The organism is Achromobacter sp. CF-sbj1-Ac2-l (assembly GCF_052698165.1).
In genome coordinates this window covers 3,734,926-3,756,039 of sequence record NZ_CP199855.1, presented here as the reverse complement: position 1 = coordinate 3,756,039, position 21,114 = coordinate 3,734,926, and the positions used below count along the sequence as shown (strand labels likewise).

Genomic DNA, 21,114 nt, shown 5'->3' with positions numbered 1-21,114 from the left:
AGGAGACAAGACATGACGCAAGCCACGAGTCCCATGCCCCCGACCCGCAACGAGCATCCGTTGCGGTTCTCCGGCTACCAGCAACGCAACCGCCCCGGCCCGGACCTGGAACTGACCAGCAGCAATCCCGGCACGCCGATGGGCGAATACATGCGCCGCCACTGGCAGCCGGTGTGCCTGTCGCAGGAACTGACGGACGTGCCCAAGGCCATCCGCATCATGGGCGAGGACCTGGTGGCGTTTCGCGACAAGAGCGGCGACGTTGGCGTCATGCACCGCCAGTGCGCGCACCGTGGCGCCTCGCTGGAATTCGGCATCATCGCCGAGCATGGCATCCGCTGCTGTTATCACGGGTGGCACTACGGCGTGGACGGCACGCTGCTGGACGCGCCCTGCGAACCGGACGCCACGCGCCTGAAGGAGACCGTGTGCCAGGGCGCCTATCCCGCGTTCGAGCGCGACGGGCTGGTCTTCGCCTACATGGGGCCGGGCCAGGCGCCGCCGTTCCCGGAATTCGATACCTACAGCCTGCCCGCCGATACCCGGCTGGTGCCGTTCTCGAATATCTACCCGTGCAACTGGCTGCAGGTGTACGAGAACATCATGGACCACATGCATACCGCCGTGCTGCACAACCACATGGTGGTCGAGGGCGTGGATGCGGCGACCTCGGCCGGCGTGTCGCTGGAAGGCTTCGGCGACATGCCGGTCATGCAATGGGAAGCCACGCGCGACGGCAATGGCTGCGTGTTCATCGCCTCGCGCCGCCTGCCCGGCGACAGGATCTGGGTGCGCATCACCGAAATGGTGTTCCCCAACTACCTGCAGATCGGCTCGCTGCTGCCGACCGCCGCGCGCGAGCGCCATGGCACCGCCGGCTGCACCCGCTGGAGCGTGCCGGTCGACGACGAGAACATGATCATCTTCGGCTATCGCCACTTCAACAGCACCGTCGACCCGGACGGCCTGGGCAACGAAGCGGACTGCGGCGTCGACAAGATCGACTTCCTGGAAGGGCAGACCGGCAACCGCAGCTACGACGAAGGCCAGCGCGCGCCGGGCGACTGGGAGGCCATCGTCAGCCAGGGCCGCATCGCCGCGCATGGCGCCGAGCATCCCGGCGTCTCGGACGTGGGCGTGTACCTGTGCCGCAAGCTGTTGCGCAACGCCGTGCAGGAAAAGACCCCGCCCTACGCGCTCTACCAGCAGTTGCAGGAGCAGGGCAGGACGCTGCCGATCTATGCCCAGGATTCGGTGCTGGACATTCCCGAACTGGCCGACAAGCAGGCGGACCGCAAGCAGTTGGCCGCCGCCGGCAAACAGGTGCTGGAAATCATGCGGTCGGCCGACGCGCTGCCGGCCGACCAGCGCGATGCGCACGTGCGCGCCCGGCTCGATGGCATCGACCGCGCGGGCCGGGCGGCCAGCGCCGGCTGAGGGATGCGGAGAAAGCCATGCTGAAGCTGCGAGTCAGTGCGATCCGGTATGAGGCGCAAGGCATCTACGCCTTCGACCTGGTCGATCCGGGCGGCGCGCCGCTGCCTGCGTTCGAGGCCGGCGCGCACCTGGATATCCGTACCCCGGGCGGCGTCAACCGCCGCTATTCCCTGTGCAACGCACCGGGCAGCACTGACCGCTATTGCATCGCCGTGCTGCGCGTGCCGGACAGCCGCGGCGGTTCGCGCGCCATGCACGAGCAGGTGCGGCCCGGCGATCTGCTGGAGGTGGCGGGCGTGCACAACTACTTCCCGCTGCGGGAGGACGCCGGCCATTCGCTGCTGCTGGCCGGCGGCATCGGCATCACGCCGTTGCTGGCGATGGCCGAGCGGCTGCGCGCGCTGGGCCGGCCGTACACGCTGCACTACTGCACGCAGTCACCCGAGCGCACCGCCTTCGCCCGCTATCTGGCCGACGACCAGTGGCGCGGCCGCGTCTTCCTGCACCACGATGGCGGCAACCCCGCCAACGGGCTGGATCTCGGCCAACTGCTGGCGCGGCGGCCGGAGGATGGCCAGCTTTACTTCTGCGGCCCGCCCGGCTTCATGCGGGCGGTGCAGGCGGCCTGCGCCCATTGGCCGGCCGAGGCGGTGCATTCGGAGCATTTCGGCGCCGATCTGGCGCCGGCGCCGCCGCCCGCGGCGGACAGCGCGCCGGCCAGCCTGACGCTGCGCCGCAGCGAGCGGTCGGTGCCGGTGGCGCCGGGGCAGACCATCCTGCAGGCCCTGCGCGGCGCCGGCGTGGCCTGCAATTCATCCTGCGAGGCCGGGCTGTGCGGCGAATGCCGGCTGCACTACCTGTCGGGCCTGATCGAACACAACGACTACCTGTTGAGCGACGAAGAACGCGCCGACAGCGTACTGATCTGCTGCGCGCGTGTCCGCGAGGGCGCCGTGGTACTGGACATCTGAGGGGAAGGGAACGTGGAGACCAGGGAGTTTGACTACATCGTCGTGGGCGCGGGCTCGGCCGGATGCGCCGTGGCCGCCAGGCTGGCGCAGGACCGCAAGACCACGGTGCTGCTGCTGGAGGCCGGTCCGCGGGACCGCAACCTGTGGATCCACATCCCCATCGGCTATGGCAAGACGATGTTCAATCCGCAACTGAACTGGCAATTCGAATCCGAGCCTGAACCCAACCTCGACAACCGCAGGATCTACCTCCCGCGCGGCCGCACCCTGGGCGGGTCCAGCTCGATCAATGGCCTGGTCTACATCCGTGGCCAGAAAGAGGATTTCGAGCGCTGGCGGGCGCTGGGCAACGTCGGCTGGGGCTGGGACGACGTCCTGCCGTACTTCAGGCGGTCCGAGGCCAATGAGCGCGGCGCCGACGCCTGCCATGGCGGCGACGGCCCGCTGGCGGTGTCCGACATCCGCGGCCGCCACCCGCTGATCGAAGCCATCATCGGCGGCGCCAACGAGCTGGGCGTGCCGCGCACCGACGATTTCAACGGCGCGCGGCAGGAAGGCGCCGGCTATTTCCAGTTGACCACTCGCAATGGCCTGCGCTGCTCGGCCGCCAAGGCCTACCTGCGCTCGGGCATCGCCGGCGCCAACCTGTGCGTGCAATCCGATGCGCACGCCACCGGGCTGATCCTGGAGGGCCGCCGCGCCGTGGGGGTGTCGTACCTGCACGGGGGCCAGGCCTGCCAGGTCCGCGCGCGGCGCGAGGTGGTGCTGAGCGCCGGCGCGATCCAGTCGCCGCAATTGCTGATGCTGTCGGGCATCGGCGACGCCGACGCGCTGCGGTCCCTGGGCATTGCGCCGGTGCACCATCTGCCCTCCGTCGGCCGGAACCTGCAGGATCACCTGCAATCGCGGCTGATGTACCGCTGCACCCGGCCGATCACCACCAACGATGCCCTGCGCACCTGGTGGGGCACGGCCCGCATCGGCATGCAGTGGATCCTGCGACGCGCCGGGCCGGTGGCGGCCGGCATCCAGTTGGGCGGCATGTTCGCGCGCACCAACGACACCGAGCAGACCCCCAACGTGCAATTTCACTTTGGCACCATCAGCGCCGACATGACGGCCGGCCGGCCGCATGATTTTTCCGGCTTCACCCTGTCGGTGTGCCAGTTGCGGCCGACCAGCCGTGGCCGGCTCGACCTGGCCTCGCCCGATCCGCTGGCCGCCCCGCGCGCGCGCTTCAACTACCTGGATACCGAGTTCGACCGGCGCACCATGATCGAAGGGGTGCGGATGGCGCGGCAACTGGTGCGCACCCGTTCGCTGGCGCCGTACGTGGCCGACGAATACCGCCCCGGCTTCAACGTCGAGTCGGACGATGAAGTCCTGCGTTTCATCCGTGGGTACGCCACCACCATCTTCCACCCCGTGGGCACCTGCCGCATGGGCGCCGACGCCGAGTCCGTGGTCGATACCCGGCTGCGGGTCCGCGGGGTGGACCGGCTGCGCGTGGTCGACGCCTCGATCATGCCCCTGCTGCTTTCCGGCAATACCAACGCTGGTAGCATCGTGATCGGCGAGAAAGGCGCCGACATGATCATGCAAGACAGGGAGAAAATCTCATGAGTACCTTGGAACGTCGTCTGGAAATCTTCGAGACGTTGCATGCCCCCGATCCGACCCGCCGGCCCAAGTACCAGCGGCTGGTGGAGGTGTTGATCGACGCGGTCCGGCGCGGCATCTGGCAGCCGGGCGACCAGTTGCCGGCCGAGGAGGAACTGGCGCAGCTCACGCCGTTCAGCCTCGGCACGGTGCAACGGGCATTGCGGGACCTGGTGGAGCAGGGGCTGGTGGTGCGCATGCACGGCCTGGGCAGCTTCATCGCCGAGGCGCCGCGCCAGATCGAGGATCCCTGGCATTGCCGTTTCCTGGACGACGATGGCTCGGTGCTGCCGATCTTCTCGCAGGCGATCCTGCGCGCGCCCGTGACCGGCGCGGGCCCCTGGAATCGCCACCTGGGCACCGAGGCCAACGTCATGCGGCTCGACCGCATCATCATCGTCAACGATGAGTTCCGCATTTCCAGCCGCTTCTATGCCGACCGCCAGTTGCTCAAGCGCCTGTGGGACATGCCCATGGACAAGCTCAACGGCGCCAACTTCAAGAAAGTCATCATCCAGCAATTCAAGTTGCCGATCACCAACATCACCCACCTGGTGAAGCAGGCCGATTTCGACGCGGAATCCTGCGAGCGCATCGGCGTGCCATATCCCTACCGCGGCATCTACATGCAGGCCGTGGCGCGGTCCGGGCGCGGGCAGTGCGTGTACTACCAGGAATTCTTCCTGGGCCCGACCTCGCGCGATCTCGCGTTCCCCGATTCGAATTTATCAAGCGGCTGACATCAGCCATCCAACCTAGTAGAGCCATGACCGTGAAACCGAAGAACCTGTTGATCATCATGTCAGACGAACACTCGCCCAAGGCCCTGGGCTGCTATGGCAGCGAGATCGTCAAGACCCCTCATCTCGATGCCCTGGCCGCGCGCGGCACCCGGTTCAGCTCGGCCTATTGCGCCAGCCCGGTGTGCATTCCCGCCCGGGCCTCGTTCGCGGTGGGCAAGTACATTCATCAGATCGGCTATTGGGACAATGCCGACGCCTACGATGGCGCGGTGCCCAGTTGGCATCATCGGTTGCGCGAACGCGATCACGACGTGGTTTCGATCGGCAAGCTCCACTTCCGCCAACCCGGCGAGGACCACGGGTTCTCGGAAGAGATCATCCCCATGCACATCATCGAGGGCAAGGGCGATCTGATGGGCCTGGTCCGCAGCGAACTGCCGGTGCGCAAGGGCGCCTACAAGATGGCCCACTTCGCGGGGCCCGGCGAAAGCTCATACACTTTCTACGACCGTGAGATCACGGCCCGCGCCCAGGTCTGGCTGCGCGAGGCGGCGCGGCGCGAATCGGACAAGCCGTGGGTGCTGTTCGTGTCGCTGGTGGCGCCGCACTTCCCCCTGACCGCGCCGCCGGAACACTATTACCGCTATTTCAACCAGAACCTGCCGCTGCCCAAGCTGTACGACAGGCGCGAGCGGCCGGACCATCCCTATCTGGTGGACTACCGCAACAGCTTCAACTACGACGATTATTTCGAGGGCGACGCGGTCAAGCGCGCCGTCGCCGGCTATTATGGCCTGTGCTCGTTCCTGGACGAGAACATTGGCAAGATCCTCAACGCGCTGGAGGACGCCGGCCTGGCCGATGACACCCGCGTGATGTACACCTCCGACCACGGCGACAACCTGGGCGCGCGCGGCCTGTGGGGCAAGTCCACCATGTTCGAGGAAACCTCGGGCGTGCCGCTGATCATGGCGGGCGACGACATTCCGCGCGGACGGGTGGTCGACGTGCCCGTCACGCATATCGACGCCTATCCGACCGTGCTGGACGCCGTCGGCAACACCGAGCCGGCCTTGCGCGAAGGCTATCCCGGCCATTCGCTGTTCGATATCGCCCGGGGCGAGACGCCGCGGCGCAACGTGCTGGTGGAATACCACGGCATGGGTTCGACCACCGGGGCCTTCATGATTCGCCACGGCAAGTACAAATACATCGAATACGTCGGCTATCCTGCGCAGTTGTTCGACCTGGAAGCCGACCCGGAAGAACTGCAGGACCTGGCCGCGGATCCGCGCCATGCCGACGCCCTGCAGGCCTGCCGCCGGCAGTTGCATCTGATCTGTGACCCGCAGGCGGTCGACCGTCAGGCCAAGGCGCGCCAGCAGACGTTGCTGCGCGAGAACGGCGGGCGCGAAGCGGTGATCGCCCGCGGCGATCTCGGTTTCACGCCGGTGCCGGGTTCGGCCCTGGTGTTCGACTGACGTGGCGTGGGGGCGGGGCGTCCGCGAGGACGCCCGGCCTGCATTTGGCGTGCCCCGTGTCGGCGGCCCTGAGGGTTTGGGCTGCGCGCGGTTTCCAATCCGTTTCTTTCCGAGGAGCGCATGAATCCTGATAACCAGCGTCTGCTGGACGAACTGCGCGGCATTGTCGGCGCGGACCATGTCTTGACCGATCCACGGCATACCCAACGGTTCCGGACCGGGTTTCGCTTCGGCTTCGGATCGGCGATCGCGGTTGCGCGGCCGGGCAGTCTTCTGGAGCAATGGCGCCTGGTCCAGGCTTGCGTGGCGCATGACAAGATCGTGATCATGCAGGCGGCCAATACCGGCTTGACCGGGGGATCAACGCCCGACGGCAATGACTACGATCGGGAGATCGTGATCATCAGCACGCTGCGCATGAAGAAAATCCAGTTGATCCGCGATGGGCGTCAGGTGATCTGCTTTCCCGGCGCTACCCTGGATCAACTGGAGAAGGCGCTCAAGCCGCTGGGACGGGAGCCGCACTCCGTCATCGGGTCGTCATGCATTGGCGCGTCGGTGTTCGGCGGGATCTGCAACAACTCCGGTGGATCATTGGTCCAGCGGGGGCCCGCTTTCACCGAGATGGCCGTGTTTGCGCAATTGGGGCAGGACGGCAAGCTATCCCTGGTCAACCATCTGGGCATCTCGTTGGGGCAATCCCCCGAGGAGATCCTGCGGCGCCTGGATGACGGCACTTACCGGCCTGACGATATCCACGACGGCGGGCGCGGGTCGGACCAGGATTATGCGCGGCACGTGCGCGATGTCGATGCGGATTCGCCCGCGCGCTTCAATGCGGATCCGAAGCGGCTGTTCGAGGCGTCAGGCAGTGCCGGAAAGCTGATTCTCTTTGCCGTGCGCCTGGACACGTTTCCGGCGGAGACGCAGACCGACGTTTTCTATATCGGGACGAACGATCCCGCGGAACTGACGGATATTCGACGATACCTTCTGACGGCCCTGCCGGCATTGCCCATCGCGGGGGAATACATGCACCGGGATGCGTTCGATATCGCCGACGTCTACGGCAAGGACACTTTCCTGGCCATCCGCAGGCTGGGCACCGCAAGGCTTCCCGCCTTTTTCGCCTTGAAAGCGCGCGTGGACAATTTCTGCGCGAGGTTCTCGTTTCTTCCCAGGAACATGAGCGACCGGCTCCTGCAGTTCTTCAGCGCACGCTGTGGCGACCACCTGCCCGCCCGCCTGCGCGACTTTCGCGCCCGGTATGAGCACCACCTGATGATCAAGGTGTCCAGAAAGCTGACGGAGCCGCTTCAGGCTTTTCTGGACTCCCATTTCAAGAAGGCCACGGGCGCCTACTTCCTGTGTTCTCCGGAAGAAGGCGCGGCCGCGTTCCTGCTGCGATTCGCCGCGGCCGGCGCCGCCGTGCGCTACCGCGCCATGCATCCGGACGCGGTCGAGGATATCGTCGCGCTGGATATCGCCCTGAAGCGCAACGAACGGGACTGGCTGGAGGTTCTGCCCGAGGACATGGAGACCGCCATGGTGGCCAAGCTCTATTACGGACACTTTCTCTGCCATGTCTTTCACCAGGACTACATCGTGAAGAAGGGCGTGGATTGCCTGGAGCTGGAGCACCGCATGTGGAAGCTGCTGGACGCGCGCGGCGCGCAGTATCCGGCCGAACACAACGTGGGGCACCTGTATCGCGCCGGCCCCGAGCTTCGCAATTTCTATCGCGCCCTGGATCCCTGCAATCAGTTCAACCCAGGAGTCGGGCAGCTTTCGAAGCGCAAGAACTGGGCGTGAGACACCAAAGCCGCGCATCGCCTCGCCGCGCGCGTTCGCACCTGCGCCAATGACGCCTCAATCCTCCTGCAGCAACGCCAACACGTTCTGCGCCAGTTGGTTGGCCTGCGTCAGCGCCACCTTGCTGGCCTGCTGCAGGATCTGTTGCCGGGTCAGGTTGGAGGTTTCGATGGCGTAGTCCGCGTCCTCGATGCGGCTGCGGGCCTGGCTGAGGATGCCGGCGGTGTGGTTCAGGTTGGTGATGACCGAACCCAGGCGGTTCTGCATCGCGCCCAGTTCGCCGCGCAGGCCGTCCACCTGGTCCAGCGCGTTGCTCACCCGCTTCATGGGCATGACCTTCATGTTGACCGTGGGCGGGGCGTCCTTCGGCTTGAATTCCACCTGCCCGGTGGCCGAAATGCTGATGTCGTAGAAATTGCCGTCGCTGCCGCTGATGACATAGTCGCCATTGGCGTTGCCGCTGGCGTCGGTGAGGTAGTGCACTTTGCTGTCGTGATCGAACAAAGGCCGGCCGTCGGCGGTGACGGGCACGGGCGCGAGGCGCTGGAGGAAGTCGAACAGCTTGATCGGCGTGCCCTTGCTGACCGAATCGGCCGTGGCCGCGACGGGAGGCGTGGTTGGCGCCGGGGCCGTCGCGGGAGGGGGCGTCACCGGTACCGGGACTTGCTGGCCGACGAGGTAGGCGGTGCTGCCGGCTATTTGGGCGCGTTCCGCCGCACTGACTTTCGCCACATCGAAGGGCGTCAAGCCGGCGATGTCGATATCGAGGGCGCCGCCGACGGGGGCCGGCAGCGCGACCCGGTAGGAGTCTCCCAGCGGATTCACCAGTGGACCCACCGTTCGGACCACGTAGTTGCTGGTGCCGTTGAAGTCATATTGGATGAGGAATGCCTGGAACATGGTGAAGGTTCTGCCTCCGTCCCTGATGGCCAGCGTTGCCGGGGTGGTGGCGGGCGGGGGAGCCGCCGGACCGGGAGCCGCCACGGCGGGGCCGGGCGGCGCGGCGATGTCCAGCATGGTTTTGTCGGTGGCGCCGCCCAGCCGTGGATCGCGCACCACGTCGATCCCGTCCAGGTTCAGCGTCCTGGTATTGACGAGCTTTGTATTGAGGTCGATGGTCTCGCCGTCATGCGCGCCGACCTGGATCGAGATGCCGGCGTCCCGCGCCAGCACGTCCAGGTTGTTGAAGCGTGTCTGGTGCGATATCCGCTCGATTTCGCCCAGTTGCTGGTCGATCTCGGCCTGGATGGATTCGAGGTCGCTGAGCGAGTTGGTGGAATTCTGCGCCTGCACCGAGAGTTCGCGGATGCGATGCAGGCTGCGATCCATCTCGCCCAGCGCGCCCTCGATGGTCTGCGCCAGCGAGATACCGTCGTTGGCGTTGCGCGCCGCCTGGCGCTGGCCGCGGATCTACGCAGTGAAGTGGTTGGCGATGGCTTCGCCGGCGGCGTCATCCGCCGCGTGATTGATGCGCTGGCCGGATGACAGCCGCTCGATGGCCACGCCTTGCGCGGCCTCCGATTTGCCCAGATTGGTGCGAGCCCGCAGCGACAGGGACTGGCTTCTGATCGAGGGCATGTTGTTCTCCAATGCAAGATTGCCCGCCGGCGAGGCCGCGGGCCGATCAAAAATGCTAAGCCGATCCCCCGCCGGCCGTCTCGCCGCGCGCGTGAATCCCAGATTCGTCCTATGCGGCGCGGCTCAGGGAGCGTCGGACAGCGCCTGTGCCTTCAGCCAGCGCCTGAAGTCGGCAACGACTTCACGGGCGTCGGTGCGGGCGTACAGGCTGAACCGGCCGCCGGTATCCTGGAACCCGAGCGGGGCGGCCAGCCGGCCGGCCCGGATGTCGGCCTGCGCCAGTTCCCGCGGCGCGATGCCGATGCCCAGGCCGGCTACCGCGGCCTCGAGCAGATGGCCGAGCTGGTCGAACTGGCGCCGGGGCTGTTGCGCGTCCAGCGTCACGCCGTGGGCCTGCGCCCAGTGCTCCCAGGCGGCGGGGCGCGCCGCGGCATGCAGCAACGGGCAGCCCAGCACGTCGGCCGGCCGCCGGATCCGCCCGGCCAACGCCGGGGCGCAGACGGGTCCGATGCTCTCCCGGAACAGCGGCACCGCCTCGATGTCCGGCGACCGGTGTTCGTCGGCCACGATCAGCACATCGACCACGCGCCGTTCCAGCAATGCGATGTCGGCCGCCGTCTGCAGCCGCACCTGGACGCCGGGATGGGCGCGTTCGAAATCCTCGAGCCGGGGGATGATCCAGTTGGACAGCAGGCTGGCAGGCGCGCCGACGACCACCTCCGCCGAGGTGGCGCGGCCGAGCAGTTCGGCCAGGCGCTGCTCGAGCATGTCGAACGCCGGCAGGCAGACGCGTTGCAGGTCCTGGCCCGCCGCGGTCAGCCGCACGCCGTCGGAATGCCGCTCGAACAGCTTGCCGCCGAGCCAGGTCTCGAGTTGCCGGACCTGCTGGCTGACCGCGCTGTGCGACACGCCGAGCTCTTGCGCGGCGAGCGACAGGTTCAGGTGGCGGGCGGCGCTGTCGAAGACGCGCAGCGAATTCATGGGAGGCAGGTTTCTCATGTTTTGATATTAGAAAATCTGATATCAATGAGCAAGAAATCTATGATTTATCTAGGCATTTCACCTAGATACCATGGCGGACATGTTCCCGAAGGCCTGAAATCATGTCTTTTATCCCACATCCTGAATATCCCGATGCCGCCGGGCAGTTCGGCCGTTATGGCGGCCGCTACATGCCCGAGACGCTGGCCCCGGCGCTCGATGCGCTGGAACACACCTTCCGCGCGGTTCGCGAGGACCCTGCGTTCTGGACCGAGTACCGCGCCATGCTGGCCGACTACGTCGGACGCCCGAGTCCGCTGCTGCATGCCGAGGCGATCAGCGAGGAACTGGGCGGCGCGCGCGTCTTCCTCAAGCGCGAGGACCTGAACCACACCGGCGCCCACAAGATCAACAATTGCCTGGGCCAGGCGCTGCTCGCCCGGCGCATGGGCAAGCGCCGCATCATCGCCGAGACCGGCGCGGGGCAGCACGGAGTGGCCACCGCCACGGTGTGCGCCTTGTTCGGCCTGGAATGCGTGGTCTACATGGGCGAGGTCGACGTGGCGCGGCAGTCCTCCAATGTGGCGCGCATGGAGATGCTGGGCGCGCAGGTCCGGCCCGTGCCGGACGGCAGCGCCACGCTGAAGGACGCAATGAACGCCGCCATCCGCGACTGGATCGCGCATCCGGACGACACCTACTACCTGCTGGGGACGGGCGCGGGGCCGCATCCCTATCCCTGGCTGGTGCGGGAGTTGCAGAAAGTCATCGGCGAGGAGACGCGGGCGCAGATTCTCGCGAAGACCGGGCGGCTGCCGGACGCGATGGTCGCCTGCGTGGGCGGCGGCTCCAACGCCATCGGCTTCTTCCATCCCTTCCTGAACGATGCCGGCGTGCGGCTGTTCGGCATCGAGGCGGGCGGACGCGGCACGCACACCGCCGAGCACGCCGCCAGCATCGGCGAAGGCTCCCCCGGCGTCCTGCATGGCTGCCGCAGCTACTTCCTGCAGGACGCGGACGGCCAGATCCAGAACGCGCATTCGATTTCGGCCGGTCTCGATTACCCCGGCGTCGGCCCGGAGCATGCCCTGCTGCACGATACCGGGCGGGTCGTCTACGAATCGGTCACCGATACCGAGGCGGTCGACGCCTTTCTGTGGCTGACGCGGCGGCAGGGCATCATCCCCGCGCTGGAAAGCGCCCATGCCTTGGCCTATGCCAGGAAACTCGCCCCGCTCATGGAGCGCGACCAGGCGCTGGTGGTCTGCCTGAGCGGACGCGGAGACAAGGACCTGAATTCGGTCCTGCAATTCACCGGAGAGGCCGCATGAGCCGTATCGAACAGACCCTGGCGGCGTTGCGCGCCGCCGGCCGGCCGGGCCTGGCCGCTTATTTCACGGCGGGCGATCCGTCCTACGATGACTGCCTGGCCTTGCTGAAAGGCCTGCCCGCCGCCGGGGCAGACGTGATCGAACTGGGCATGCCGTTCAGCGACCCGATCGCCGACGGGCCCGTGCTGCAACAGGCCAATGCGCGCGCGCTGAAGGCGGGGCAGACCCTGCGCCGCACGCTCGACCTGGTCGCCGCCTTCCGCGAAGAGGACGAGCGCACGCCTGTCGTGCTGATGGGCTATCTGAACCCGCTGCTGCGCTATGAGGCGGCCAGCTTCATGGCCGATGCGGCCTGGGCCGGCGTCGACGGGCTGATCGTGGTGGACCTGTCGCCCGAGCACGCCGCCGGCATCGAGCGGTTGGCGCGGCGCCACGGCATTGCGCTCATCAAGATGACCGCGCCGACGACGACCGAAGCGCGCCTGGAGAAAGTGCTGGAAGGCGCCAGCGGCTTCGTGTACCACGTGATGCTGGCGGGCACGACGGGCGCGGCGCTGCCGTCGGACGCCGTGATCGCCGCTGCGCTGGAACGCATCCGGGCGAAGACCTCCCTGCCGATTGCCGCGGGCTTCGGCGTGCGCACCGCCGAACAAATGAAGGCGGTCGGGCGCCATGCGGATCTGGTGGCGGTGGGGACCCGGCTGGTCGAGGTGCTGGCGGCGGGCGGGGTGGGGGCGGCGCTGGCCGAAGTGCGCGGGTTAGGGGCGGCGGCAAGAGGGGAGTGATGGCTGGATGGGACACCGACGGTTTCCCGAGGTGGGCAAATCCCTTCATACACCGACCGCCTGAGCGCCTGTCGCCCTACGCTGATCCGTTTCCCGGGAGACGGATATCAAGGGGCGCATATTCTGCCTGGCCATCGTGGCGGGCGCGGGGGCGGTGCAGACACTCGCGGCGCTGCCGGGGGCGGGGTTCTACCTGACCGCCGGCGTGGCCTGCGCCGTGTTGCCTGTGGCTGCCCGGCGCTGGCAGGGCTGGCTGGCGGGGATGCTGGCCTGCCTGATCGCGGGGTTGCTGGTGGGCGCGGTCAATGCCGCGCTGCGGGCGCAATGGCGCCTGGATGACGCGCTGGCCGACGCGCACCAGGATGCCGTCGCGCGGCTGGCGTTGCGCGTGGCCGAGCTGCCCGACGATGACGCGGGCGGCGTGCGGTTCGTGGGCGAGCAGGTCGGGCCGGCGCGTTCGGGCATTCCGCGGCGCATCCTGGTGTCGTGGTTGGCGCCGCCCGGCGCGCAGCCGGAATTGCCGCCGGTGGCGCCGGGGCAGGTGTGGCGCATGGCCCTGGTGCTGCGCCGTCCCCATGCGCCGCTCAATCCCGATGCGCCGGATGGCGAGGCGCGCCTGTTCGCGCGTGGCCTGCGCGCCACCGGCACGGTGCGGGGCCAGCCGCGATTGCTGGAAGACCAGCCCTGGGCGTCTGCCGGCATCGCCATCGAGCGTGCCAGGTATCGCGTGCGCGCAGGCATGCGGCGGGCGCTCGGCGGCCATCGCTACGCGCCGGTGCTGATCGCGCTGGCGATCGGCGACCAGGCCGGCGTGGCGCGGGACGACTGGCGCGTCTTCAATCGCAGCGGCATCACGCATCTGGTGTCCATCAGCGGCATGCATGTGACCTCGATCGCGGGCCTGGCGGCCTGGTCGTTGGCGGCGATGTGGCGGCGCGCGCGCTGGCGCGGCATCGGCCTGGCCGAGCGGGTGCCGGCGCGTATCGCCGGCGGCGCCGCGGCGATGGCCGTGGGGCTGGCGTATTGCCTGCTGGCGGGCTGGGGCGTGCCGTCGCGGCGCACGTTCTTCATGCTGCTGGTGGTGTTGGCGGCGGGCTGGTCGCGCCTGCGGATATCGGCGGGGCGGGTGCTGGCGTTCGCGGCGGCGGCTGTGGTGATGCTGGATCCATGGGCGCCGATAACGGCGGGTTTCTGGTTGTCGTTCGGCGCGGTGGCGATCCTGCTGCGCGTGGCGCAGGCGCCGCGCGACGCCGATGCCGGGTGGCGCCAGCGCTGGGCCGCGGCGCTGGCGCAGGCGACGCGGCTGCAGTTGACCGTGACGCTGGGACTGACGCCGCTGCTGGCGTTCCTGGTGCATCAGGTCTCGCTCGGGTCGCCGCTGGCCAATGCGGTGGCGATTCCGGCGGTGACGTTCCTGGTCACGCCGCTGGCGCTGCTGTGCGCCATGTTCTCTGTGGCGCCGGCCACGGCCGGCGTGGCCGCGGTGGCGGGGCAGGCGGGGGCGTGGGTGTTCGACCTGGCGATGACGGTGGTTGCGTGGGTGGGCAACGCGGACTGGGCCAGTTTCACGGTGGCGGCGGCGCCATGGCCATGGCTGCTGTGGGCGCTGGCAGGGATGGCGTGGGCCTTGCAGGCACAGGGCTGGCCGGCGCGGCGCCTGGGCTGGCTGTGCATGCTGCCGCTGCTGTGCTGGCGGCCCGAAAGGCCCGAGCCGGGCTACTGGCGCATGAGCGCGATGGACATCGGCCAGGGCAGCGCGATCCTGGTGGAGACCGCGACCCAGGCCCTGTTGTTCGATGCCGGTCCGCGCCATTTCGGCGGCGGCGACGCGGGCGAACGGGTGATCGCGCCGCAGTTGCAGGCGCGCGGCATCGACAAGCTGGACGTGCTGGTGCTGTCGCACGCGGACCTGGATCACGTGGGCGGCACGCGCTCGGTGCTGGCGGCGGTGCCGGTGGCGCGCAGCTATGCGTCGTTCGATGTGGCGGCGTGGCTGCGGCGTGATGCCAGGCTATGGTCCGGGCAGCGTGGGGCATCGACGGCGGCGACATCGTCCCGGGGCAGTTTGCCGGCCGGCGAATCTTCGAATCGCGCACCGGACCGGGGCGCCTCCTACGTTTCTCCGGCCCGGATGCTGCGCTGCGAGCGCGGCGACAGTTGGCGTGTTGACGGCGTGACCTTCACCTTCCTGCATCCCGCGGCGGCAGCGGCCGCGCTGGGGGCCGATCGCAACGCCAACAGTTGCGTGTTGCGCGTCGCGGGCCGCGCCCATTCGCTGCTGCTGACCGGCGACATCGGCGTGGCGCAGGAGCGCGAGCTGGCCGCGCTCGGCCTGCCGCCGACCGATATCGTGCTGGCGCCGCATCACGGGTCGGCATGGTCATCCGGACGGGAGCTGGTGGCCGCCGCGCATGCCGGCCACGCGATTGCCCAATGCGGCTACCTGAACCGTTTCGGCCACCCGGCCCCGGCGGTGGAACGGCGCTGGCTCCGCGCGGGCGCGGCGTTCTGGCGCAGTGACCGCGATGGGGCGGTGACGGCCGAGTCGCGCGCCGATGGGCTGGCGGTGTGGGCGCAACGCGAGCGGCACCGGCGCTACTGGCATGGGCGCTGAGCCGGCCCGCGCCGGGTTCAGTCCGCCTGGGCGTTCGTTTCGCTGATGCCACACCATTGGGCAATGAAAAGCGCAATGGTCTTGGTGATCAGCCGCAGCGACTCGATGTGGACACGTTCATCAAAGCCATGGATGTCGAGCGACTTTGGACCATAGACCAGCGTCGGCATGTCGCCATAGATCACGAAGACACGGGCATCGAGATAGCCCGGGGTCGTGAAGCTTTCGAGCTCGCTCTTGAAGGCCTGCTGGTGGCAATCGCGCAGCGTGTTTTCGGCATCGCTGCCTTCTTCGAGCACGTAGCCTTCGGCATAGAAGCCGGTGTAGGCGACCTGGGGCGGCGTGCCGCCAAGCCGCGGGTCGGCGACGGCGTCGCGCAGGCAGGCGTCGATCTGCGCGCGGGCCTCATCCGCGGTGGTGCCCGGATAGATTGCCGCGCGCACGTCGAATTCACACCAGGGCGGTACCGTCGACGGCCAGTCGCCGCCCTCGATCTTGCCGATGTTGAAATTGATCGGATGGTCGAGATGTTCGAAATGGCGATGGCAGTGGTGCTCCGCGTTCCATTTGGCTTCGATCCCGCGCAACGCCTCGATGGCGGCGTAGGCGGCGTCGATGGCGTTGAAGCCGTTGGCCATCTCGCGGGTATGGGTGGGATGGCCCTGCACGCGGACCTTGAACCACAGCACGCCCACGTTGGCGCGCACCAGCATGTTCTCTTCCGGCTCCGGAATGATCACGGCGTCGGCCTGGTAGCCGCGCAGCAGGGCGGACAGGGCGCCGTTGCCGGTGCATTCCTCTTCGACCACCGACTGGAAATAGATCGGGGCGGCGGGTTCATAGCCGGCGGCGCGCACGGCGTCGTAGGCATACAGGTTGGCGGCCAGGCCCGCCTTCATGTCGGCAGCGCCACGTCCGTACATCCAGCCGTCGATGATCGCGGGGTCCCACGGTGAGCGGGACCACATATCCACGGGGCCGGTGGGCACCACGTCGATATGTCCGTTCAGGATGAGCGAGCGGCCCTGTTGCCGCGAGGGACGATAAGTGCCGACCACGTTGAAGGCGTTTTCATACGAGACGGTCACCGGGCCGAAGCCGGGGTGGGACTCGATGTCCTTGACGTCGATTTTCCAGCGGTCCATCGCGAAGCCGCGCGCGCGCATCGCCTCGTAGAGAAAGTCTTGCGCCGTATGCTCCTGTTCGCGCAGCGAGGGGAAGCGCACCAGATCCTGGGTGAAGGCCAGTTGGGCGTCGAAATGCGCGTCAACGGCTTGCAGGATCCGGCGGGTCTGCGCTTCGGTGAGCGCGGGCGGGGAGGTGGTCTGTGTCATCGGGTTTCCTGAAAGAAGGAGAAGCGGGGCGGCTCAGGCCGCGGCAGCGGGGGTGACTTCCAGCGCCAGGCGGCGCTTGTGGCCGGCCAGGGCCCAGATCGACACGAGCGTGATCGCCGACAGCGTCGAATAGAAGATCGCCAGCGGCAGCCATTGGCCGGGGTAGTGGTAGGTCAGCCAGGTGCCGACCAGCGGCGTCATGCCGCCCGCCACCGCGCCGCACAACTGGTACGACAGCGAGATGCCGGAATAACGCACGTGGGTGGGGAACGCCGAGCTGATGTAGCCGGCCATGGCGGAATAGATCGCGGCCATGAAGACCAGCACGATGGCGATGCCGCCGACGATGCTGTAGGGCGTGCCTTGCGACACGAGCATGAACATGGGATAGGGCGCCAACACCGAGAAGAAGGCCGCCGTAATGAGGACCCGGGTGGGGCCAACGGCGTCGGCCAGCCAGGCCGCCACCGGCTGCACGAAGAACTGGATGATGGCGACCACGAACAGGCAGTCCAGGACCAGCGTGCGGCTCAGGCCCATTGTCTGGGTCGTGTACGACAGCATGAAGGTGTTGGTGAAGTAGATGCCGCCGATCGCCACGGTGCACACCCCCATGCACAGCAGCACGGTGCGCCAGGCGGTGCGCAGCACTTCCTTGGCCGGGATCTCGGCGCGTTCCTGGCGCTCTAGCACTTTCGCGAAATCGGGCGATTCATTGACGCCGACGCGGATGAAATAGCCGACCAGCAACAGGACCGCGCTGATCAGGAAGGGAACGCGCCAGCCCCAGCTCACGAAATCGGCCTCGTCCAGCGTGGTCAGCAGCCGGAACGCGAGTAGCGACAGGATCAGGCCGGCCGGGCTGCCCAATTGCGCGAACGAGGCGGCGAACGTGCGGCGGCGTTGCGAGGCGTGTTCGCCGGCCATCAATACAGCGCCGCCCCACTCGCCGCCAACCGCCAGCCCCTGTGCCAGGCGCAGCAGCAGCAACAGGGCGGGCGCCCAGAGGCCGGCGGTGGCATAACTGGGCAGCAGGCCGATGCCGACCGTGGCCAGCCCCATGATGACCAGGGTCGCCATCAGTGCGTTCTTGCGGCCGACACGGTCGCCCAGGTGGCCGAAGAGGACGCCGCCGAGCGGCCGTGCAAGGAAGCCGGCGGCGAACGTGCCAAACGACGCCATGGTGCTGATGAACGGATCGGCGGTGGGGAAGAACACTTTGCCGAACACCAGCGCGGCGGCCGTGGCGTAGATGTAGAAGTCGTACCACTCGATGGTGGTGCCGACGAATGCGGCGGTCGCGGCCCGGACAGGTTGGCGCGCCGCCGGAGCATGGGCGGGAGCGGTCATGGGGTTTCCTCTTGTGGGTGTTGTCGTTGTTCGAAGGCGTCTTTATCGCGCCCGCCTCGATATAACGTCAATTTATGATTTTTAATTTTTCACTTAAGTTAAATTGATGTCTTGCCGATTCCCTGCAAAGGCCGCCGATGAACAACGCCCACCCCGCCGACGCCCGCAGCGGCGACCGCCTCGACTGGAACCTGCTGCGGACCTTCCTGGTGATCGTGCAGGAGCGCAGCATCAGCGGCGCGGCCGCCAAGCTGCACCTGACGCAATCGGCCGTCAGCCAGGCGCTCAAGCGACTGGAGGAACAGTTGGACCGGCGCCTGATCGAACGGCACAACCAGGCGTTCACCGTCACCAATGCCGGTGAAGAGGTGTGTCGCGCGGCGCAGGCCATCTATGGCAATGTCGCGCAGTTGCTGACCGACGTCTCGCAGACGGAAGTCGAGGCGACCGGCCGCATTCACTTGCTGGTGGCCAGCCGTATTCACTCCCAGGTCTATGACGATTTCTGGGCGGCGTTCCATGCGGCCTATCCGCGCATCGAGGTGCAGATGGATGTGTTGCCCAGCAGCGAGATCGTTACGCTGATGCAGCAACGCGTGGGCACGGCCGGCATCGCGCTTTGCCGGCAGATGCCCAAGCGGCTCGAGAACAAGGTTTTCCTGCACCAGCGCTACGCGCTGTTCTGCGGGCGCAACCACGCATTGTTCGGTCGTCAGGACCTGCGCATCGAAGACCTGATGGGCGAAAACTTCGTCTCTTTCGCCAGCGATGCCCTGGGCGACAGCCTGTCGCCGCTGACGATTTTTCGCGACCAGCGGGGGTTTTCAGGGCGGGTGGTGGCGACGTCCACGCAGCATGACGAAGTCAAGCGCTTGCTCGTCGCCGGCTTCGGCATCGGTTGCCTGCCCGAGCACAGCGTACGGCGCGATCTCGCCGAGGGCCGGTTGTGGCGGCTGCCGCCCGGCGAGGGCGTGTGTTCGGTCGACCTGCACCTGTTGTGGCACCGGGACGTGCAACGCAGTCCGGCCGAGGCGGCCTTCCTCAAGCACTTTCGCGACTACATCGACGGTTTCACCATGGCCGAGCGGCTGGTGCCCGGCAACCTGCCGCCGCCTTGATGCGTCAGGTCCCCCGCCCGGGTCAGCGGGCCCGGGCGGCGATGCCGTCGCGCACTTGCCGGAACATCGTCATCGCGGCGGGCATGGCATCGCGTTGGGTGGCGCAGGCCATGCGGACGCGGCCTTGCGGCAATACGATGTCGGCATAGTAGTGCAGCGTGTCCGGGTGGCTGGGGCCCGGCGCCGCGAGGTAGTCCAGGCCCTGCGCGCCGTCCAGGGTGAAGCGGTCGTACAGCTCGATGGACCCGCCCAACCGGCGCTGCCGGCGTTCGGCGGCGGCGACCTGCGCGCTCGGCGCCGGCGCGGCGGGGGGCTTGGCGCCAGCCTGCGTGGCCTGGAAGCCGATCCGGCACAGGTACCTGGCGTCCCGCGCCCTGGGCGGGAAGTCATCGGGGCTGGAGATCTCGATCTGGGCGTCGTACCTGCCGCGGGTGGGCGCGGGGCCGGCCCGCAGCGGCGAGGGCACGGTGACGCTGAAGCCGGTGGCTGCGTCGACGTAGCGGCGCGGCGGGATGTCGGCGGGCGGACCCCGGTCGGTGGCGGGCGCCGTGTCGTCTTCCTGCTGGAAGCGCAGCGGCAGCATCAGCTCGGTCTTTTCCTGGGTCATGGCGTCCGGAAAAGCGGGCAGCGGGCCGGCGCGCCGCACCATGGCGACGGCGGCCTGGTCGACGGCGGCGTCGCCGGAGGACCGGCTCACCACGACGTCGTAGATGGTGCCGTTGCGTAGCGCCGTGATCTTCAGGGACAGGCTGATCGGGCCGCTGAGGCGGTGCGCCTCTTTCGGATAATCCAGGCGGCTGATCAGGCGGCGTTGCACGGCCCGGGTCCATTCGGCTTCGTTGCCGGGGGCGGCGGCCATGACGGGGACGGCGGCGCAGGCCAGGGCCAGGCCGATAGCGAGCAAGCGTGAGCGCATGGGGAGTCTCTCCTGGTCAGCCGAATGCCGCCCGCACCGCGTCGAAAGACGCGGCGATCATCGGCTCCTCGCGCCGCGCGGCCAGCGTGATGAAGGCCAGTTCCGCCTCGATCGACAGCCCCGGCGCCAGCGCCAGCCCGTGCGCCTGCGATTCGCGCAGGGCGATGGAGTCGCGCGCCAGGGTCAGGCCGACGCCGGAGCGCACCAGGTCCAGCATCGACGCCTCCTGGTCGACTTCGGCGACCGCGTTGGGGGCGACGCCCAGTTCGCTGAATTTCGTCGCGAGCAGGCGGTGATGGACCGAGTCGGGCGGCGTCCAGATCCAGGGCAGCGCGGCGATCTCGTGCCAGCCGCGGCCGGCCAGTTGCGGGCCCCAACCCTTGGGAGCGACCACGTAGTAGGAGAACGCCGCCAGCGGCAGGGCATGCAGGGCGGGCTGGCCGCTGGCCTGGTCGCGCGGGCCGAGGGAAAAGCCGACGTCCAGCTCGCCGTTGCGCACCTGGCGCGCAACCGAGCCGGACATGCCGTGGCGCAGCGTGGGGCGGATCTTGGGATAGTGCTGGACCAGGTGGCGCAGGGTGGCGCCCAGCCGCAGGAATTCGGGGTCGAGGATGGTGCCCAGGCGCAGTTCGCCCTGCACCGTGACGCGCAGCGCGCCGATGGCGCGCTCGAAGTCCTCGAGCGCGTCCAGCACGCGCTGGGCCGAGGGCAGCAGCGCGCGTCCATCGGCGTTGGGCGCCAGGCCCTGGGCGGTGCGGGTGAACAGCGGCAGGTCCAGGGCTTCCTGGAAGCTCTTGAGCTGCAGGCTGAGCGCGGGTTGCGTCAGGTGCAGGTGTTCGGCCGCGCGCGTCAGGTTGCCGACACGCGCCACCGCGGCGAAGGTGCGGATGTGCTTGAGGTCCATGGCTCCGGTCCCGTCAGGGCGATACCCATTATTAAAGAGTCTTATAAAGCGCTTTTCAACAATTCATTGGACAGGGGCGCCCGGCTGCGCGACAGTGGCG

At 68.0% G+C, this 21,114-nt stretch carries 16 protein-coding genes and 1 pseudogene; 10 read left to right on the top strand and 7 right to left on the bottom strand.

Annotated elements, in window-relative coordinates; all coding sequences use genetic code 11:
• Nucleotides 1-12: 12 nt before the first annotated feature.
• From ACUDCK_RS16980 to dld, 6 genes are all read left to right on the top strand, one after another.
• Nucleotides 13-1,437, top strand: coding sequence for a Rieske 2Fe-2S domain-containing protein (locus ACUDCK_RS16980; RefSeq protein ID WP_175166774.1), 1,425 nt, complete (start codon nucleotides 13-15; stop codon nucleotides 1,435-1,437).
• Between the two features lie 17 nt (nucleotides 1,438-1,454).
• Nucleotides 1,455-2,408: a PDR/VanB family oxidoreductase gene (locus ACUDCK_RS16975; RefSeq protein WP_175166775.1), complete on the top strand. Its 954-nt coding sequence runs from the start codon at nucleotides 1,455-1,457 to the stop codon at nucleotides 2,406-2,408.
• Between the two features lie 12 nt (nucleotides 2,409-2,420).
• A complete protein-coding gene (locus ACUDCK_RS16970; RefSeq protein WP_175166776.1) occupies nucleotides 2,421-4,031 on the top strand; it encodes a GMC family oxidoreductase in 1,611 nt (536 codons plus the stop codon).
• Nucleotides 4,028-4,807 carry a GntR family transcriptional regulator gene (locus ACUDCK_RS16965; protein ID WP_054502196.1) on the top strand — a complete coding sequence of 260 codons (780 nt, stop codon included), beginning with the start codon at nucleotides 4,028-4,030 and terminating at the stop codon, nucleotides 4,805-4,807. Before ACUDCK_RS16970 ends, ACUDCK_RS16965 begins: the two co-directional genes overlap by 4 nt.
• A 26-nt stretch (nucleotides 4,808-4,833) precedes the next feature.
• Nucleotides 4,834-6,291, top strand: a complete 1,458-nt coding sequence (locus tag ACUDCK_RS16960; protein WP_175166777.1) for a sulfatase-like hydrolase/transferase — start codon at nucleotides 4,834-4,836, stop codon at nucleotides 6,289-6,291.
• A 120-nt stretch (nucleotides 6,292-6,411) separates the two neighbouring features.
• Entirely contained in the window at nucleotides 6,412-8,103 is a 1,692-nt protein-coding gene (gene dld / locus ACUDCK_RS16955) for a D-lactate dehydrogenase (protein ID WP_116792197.1), read from the top strand.
• A gap of 57 nt (nucleotides 8,104-8,160) precedes the next feature.
• On the opposite strand, the gene ACUDCK_RS16950 is transcribed toward dld, so the two are convergent.
• The 3 genes and pseudogenes from ACUDCK_RS16950 to ACUDCK_RS16940 all read right to left on the bottom strand — a co-directional run bounded on the left by ACUDCK_RS16950 (nucleotide 8,161) and on the right by ACUDCK_RS16940 (nucleotide 10,662).
• Nucleotides 8,161-8,370: a flagellin gene (locus ACUDCK_RS16950; protein ID WP_249292331.1), complete on the bottom strand. Its 210-nt coding sequence runs from the start codon at nucleotides 8,368-8,370 to the stop codon at nucleotides 8,161-8,163.
• A gap of 957 nt (nucleotides 8,371-9,327) precedes the next feature.
• Nucleotides 9,328-9,681: pseudogene (locus ACUDCK_RS16945) on the bottom strand (flagellin N-terminal helical domain-containing protein); the annotation flags it as partial.
• Nucleotides 9,682-9,804: 123 nt separating this feature from the next.
• Nucleotides 9,805-10,662 (bottom strand): LysR substrate-binding domain-containing protein, encoded by an 858-nt coding sequence (locus ACUDCK_RS16940; protein ID WP_175166778.1) that lies wholly within the window; start codon nucleotides 10,660-10,662, stop codon nucleotides 9,805-9,807.
• 122 nt (nucleotides 10,663-10,784) lie between these two features.
• Between ACUDCK_RS16940 and trpB the strand changes: the two genes are divergently transcribed.
• The 3 genes from trpB (at nucleotide 10,785) to ACUDCK_RS16925 (ending at nucleotide 15,392) form a co-directional block, all read left to right on the top strand.
• Nucleotides 10,785-11,993 (top strand): tryptophan synthase subunit beta, encoded by a 1,209-nt coding sequence (gene trpB, locus ACUDCK_RS16935; RefSeq protein ID WP_175166779.1) that lies wholly within the window; start codon nucleotides 10,785-10,787, stop codon nucleotides 11,991-11,993.
• On the top strand, nucleotides 11,990-12,778 hold the full coding sequence (trpA, locus tag ACUDCK_RS16930; protein WP_144657927.1) for a tryptophan synthase subunit alpha: 789 nt from the start codon (nucleotides 11,990-11,992) through the stop codon (nucleotides 12,776-12,778). The genes trpB and trpA overlap by 4 nt, the downstream gene beginning before the upstream one ends.
• A gap of 154 nt (nucleotides 12,779-12,932) precedes the next feature.
• The gene (locus ACUDCK_RS16925) at nucleotides 12,933-15,392 is read left to right on the top strand and encodes a DNA internalization-related competence protein ComEC/Rec2 (protein ID WP_244976827.1); all 2,460 of its coding nucleotides are present in this window, start codon (nucleotides 12,933-12,935) and stop codon (nucleotides 15,390-15,392) included.
• Nucleotides 15,393-15,409: 17 nt separating this feature from the next.
• On the opposite strand, the gene ACUDCK_RS16920 is transcribed toward ACUDCK_RS16925, so the two are convergent.
• Both ACUDCK_RS16920 and ACUDCK_RS16915 read right to left on the bottom strand, forming a co-directional pair.
• A complete protein-coding gene (locus ACUDCK_RS16920; RefSeq protein WP_054502204.1) occupies nucleotides 15,410-16,726 on the bottom strand; it encodes an ArgE/DapE family deacylase in 1,317 nt (438 codons plus the stop codon).
• Nucleotides 16,727-16,759: 33 nt separating this feature from the next.
• Nucleotides 16,760-18,076, bottom strand: coding sequence for an MFS transporter (locus ACUDCK_RS16915; RefSeq protein WP_175166780.1), 1,317 nt, complete (start codon nucleotides 18,074-18,076; stop codon nucleotides 16,760-16,762).
• 137 nt (nucleotides 18,077-18,213) lie between these two features.
• Between ACUDCK_RS16915 and ACUDCK_RS16910 the strand changes: the two genes are divergently transcribed.
• Nucleotides 18,214-19,194, top strand: coding sequence for a LysR family transcriptional regulator (locus ACUDCK_RS16910; protein ID WP_054502206.1), 981 nt, complete (start codon nucleotides 18,214-18,216; stop codon nucleotides 19,192-19,194).
• A gap of 22 nt (nucleotides 19,195-19,216) precedes the next feature.
• On the opposite strand, the gene ACUDCK_RS16905 is transcribed toward ACUDCK_RS16910, so the two are convergent.
• Together ACUDCK_RS16905 and ACUDCK_RS16900 are read right to left on the bottom strand one after the other, a co-directional pair.
• Nucleotides 19,217-20,110, bottom strand: a complete 894-nt coding sequence (locus tag ACUDCK_RS16905) for a TonB family protein (protein WP_144657922.1) — start codon at nucleotides 20,108-20,110, stop codon at nucleotides 19,217-19,219.
• Nucleotides 20,111-20,126: 16 nt separating this feature from the next.
• Complete coding sequence (locus ACUDCK_RS16900; RefSeq protein ID WP_116792528.1) at nucleotides 20,127-21,014, bottom strand: LysR family transcriptional regulator; 888 nt, start codon at nucleotides 21,012-21,014, stop codon at nucleotides 20,127-20,129.
• Between the last annotated feature and the right edge of the window lie 100 nt (nucleotides 21,015-21,114).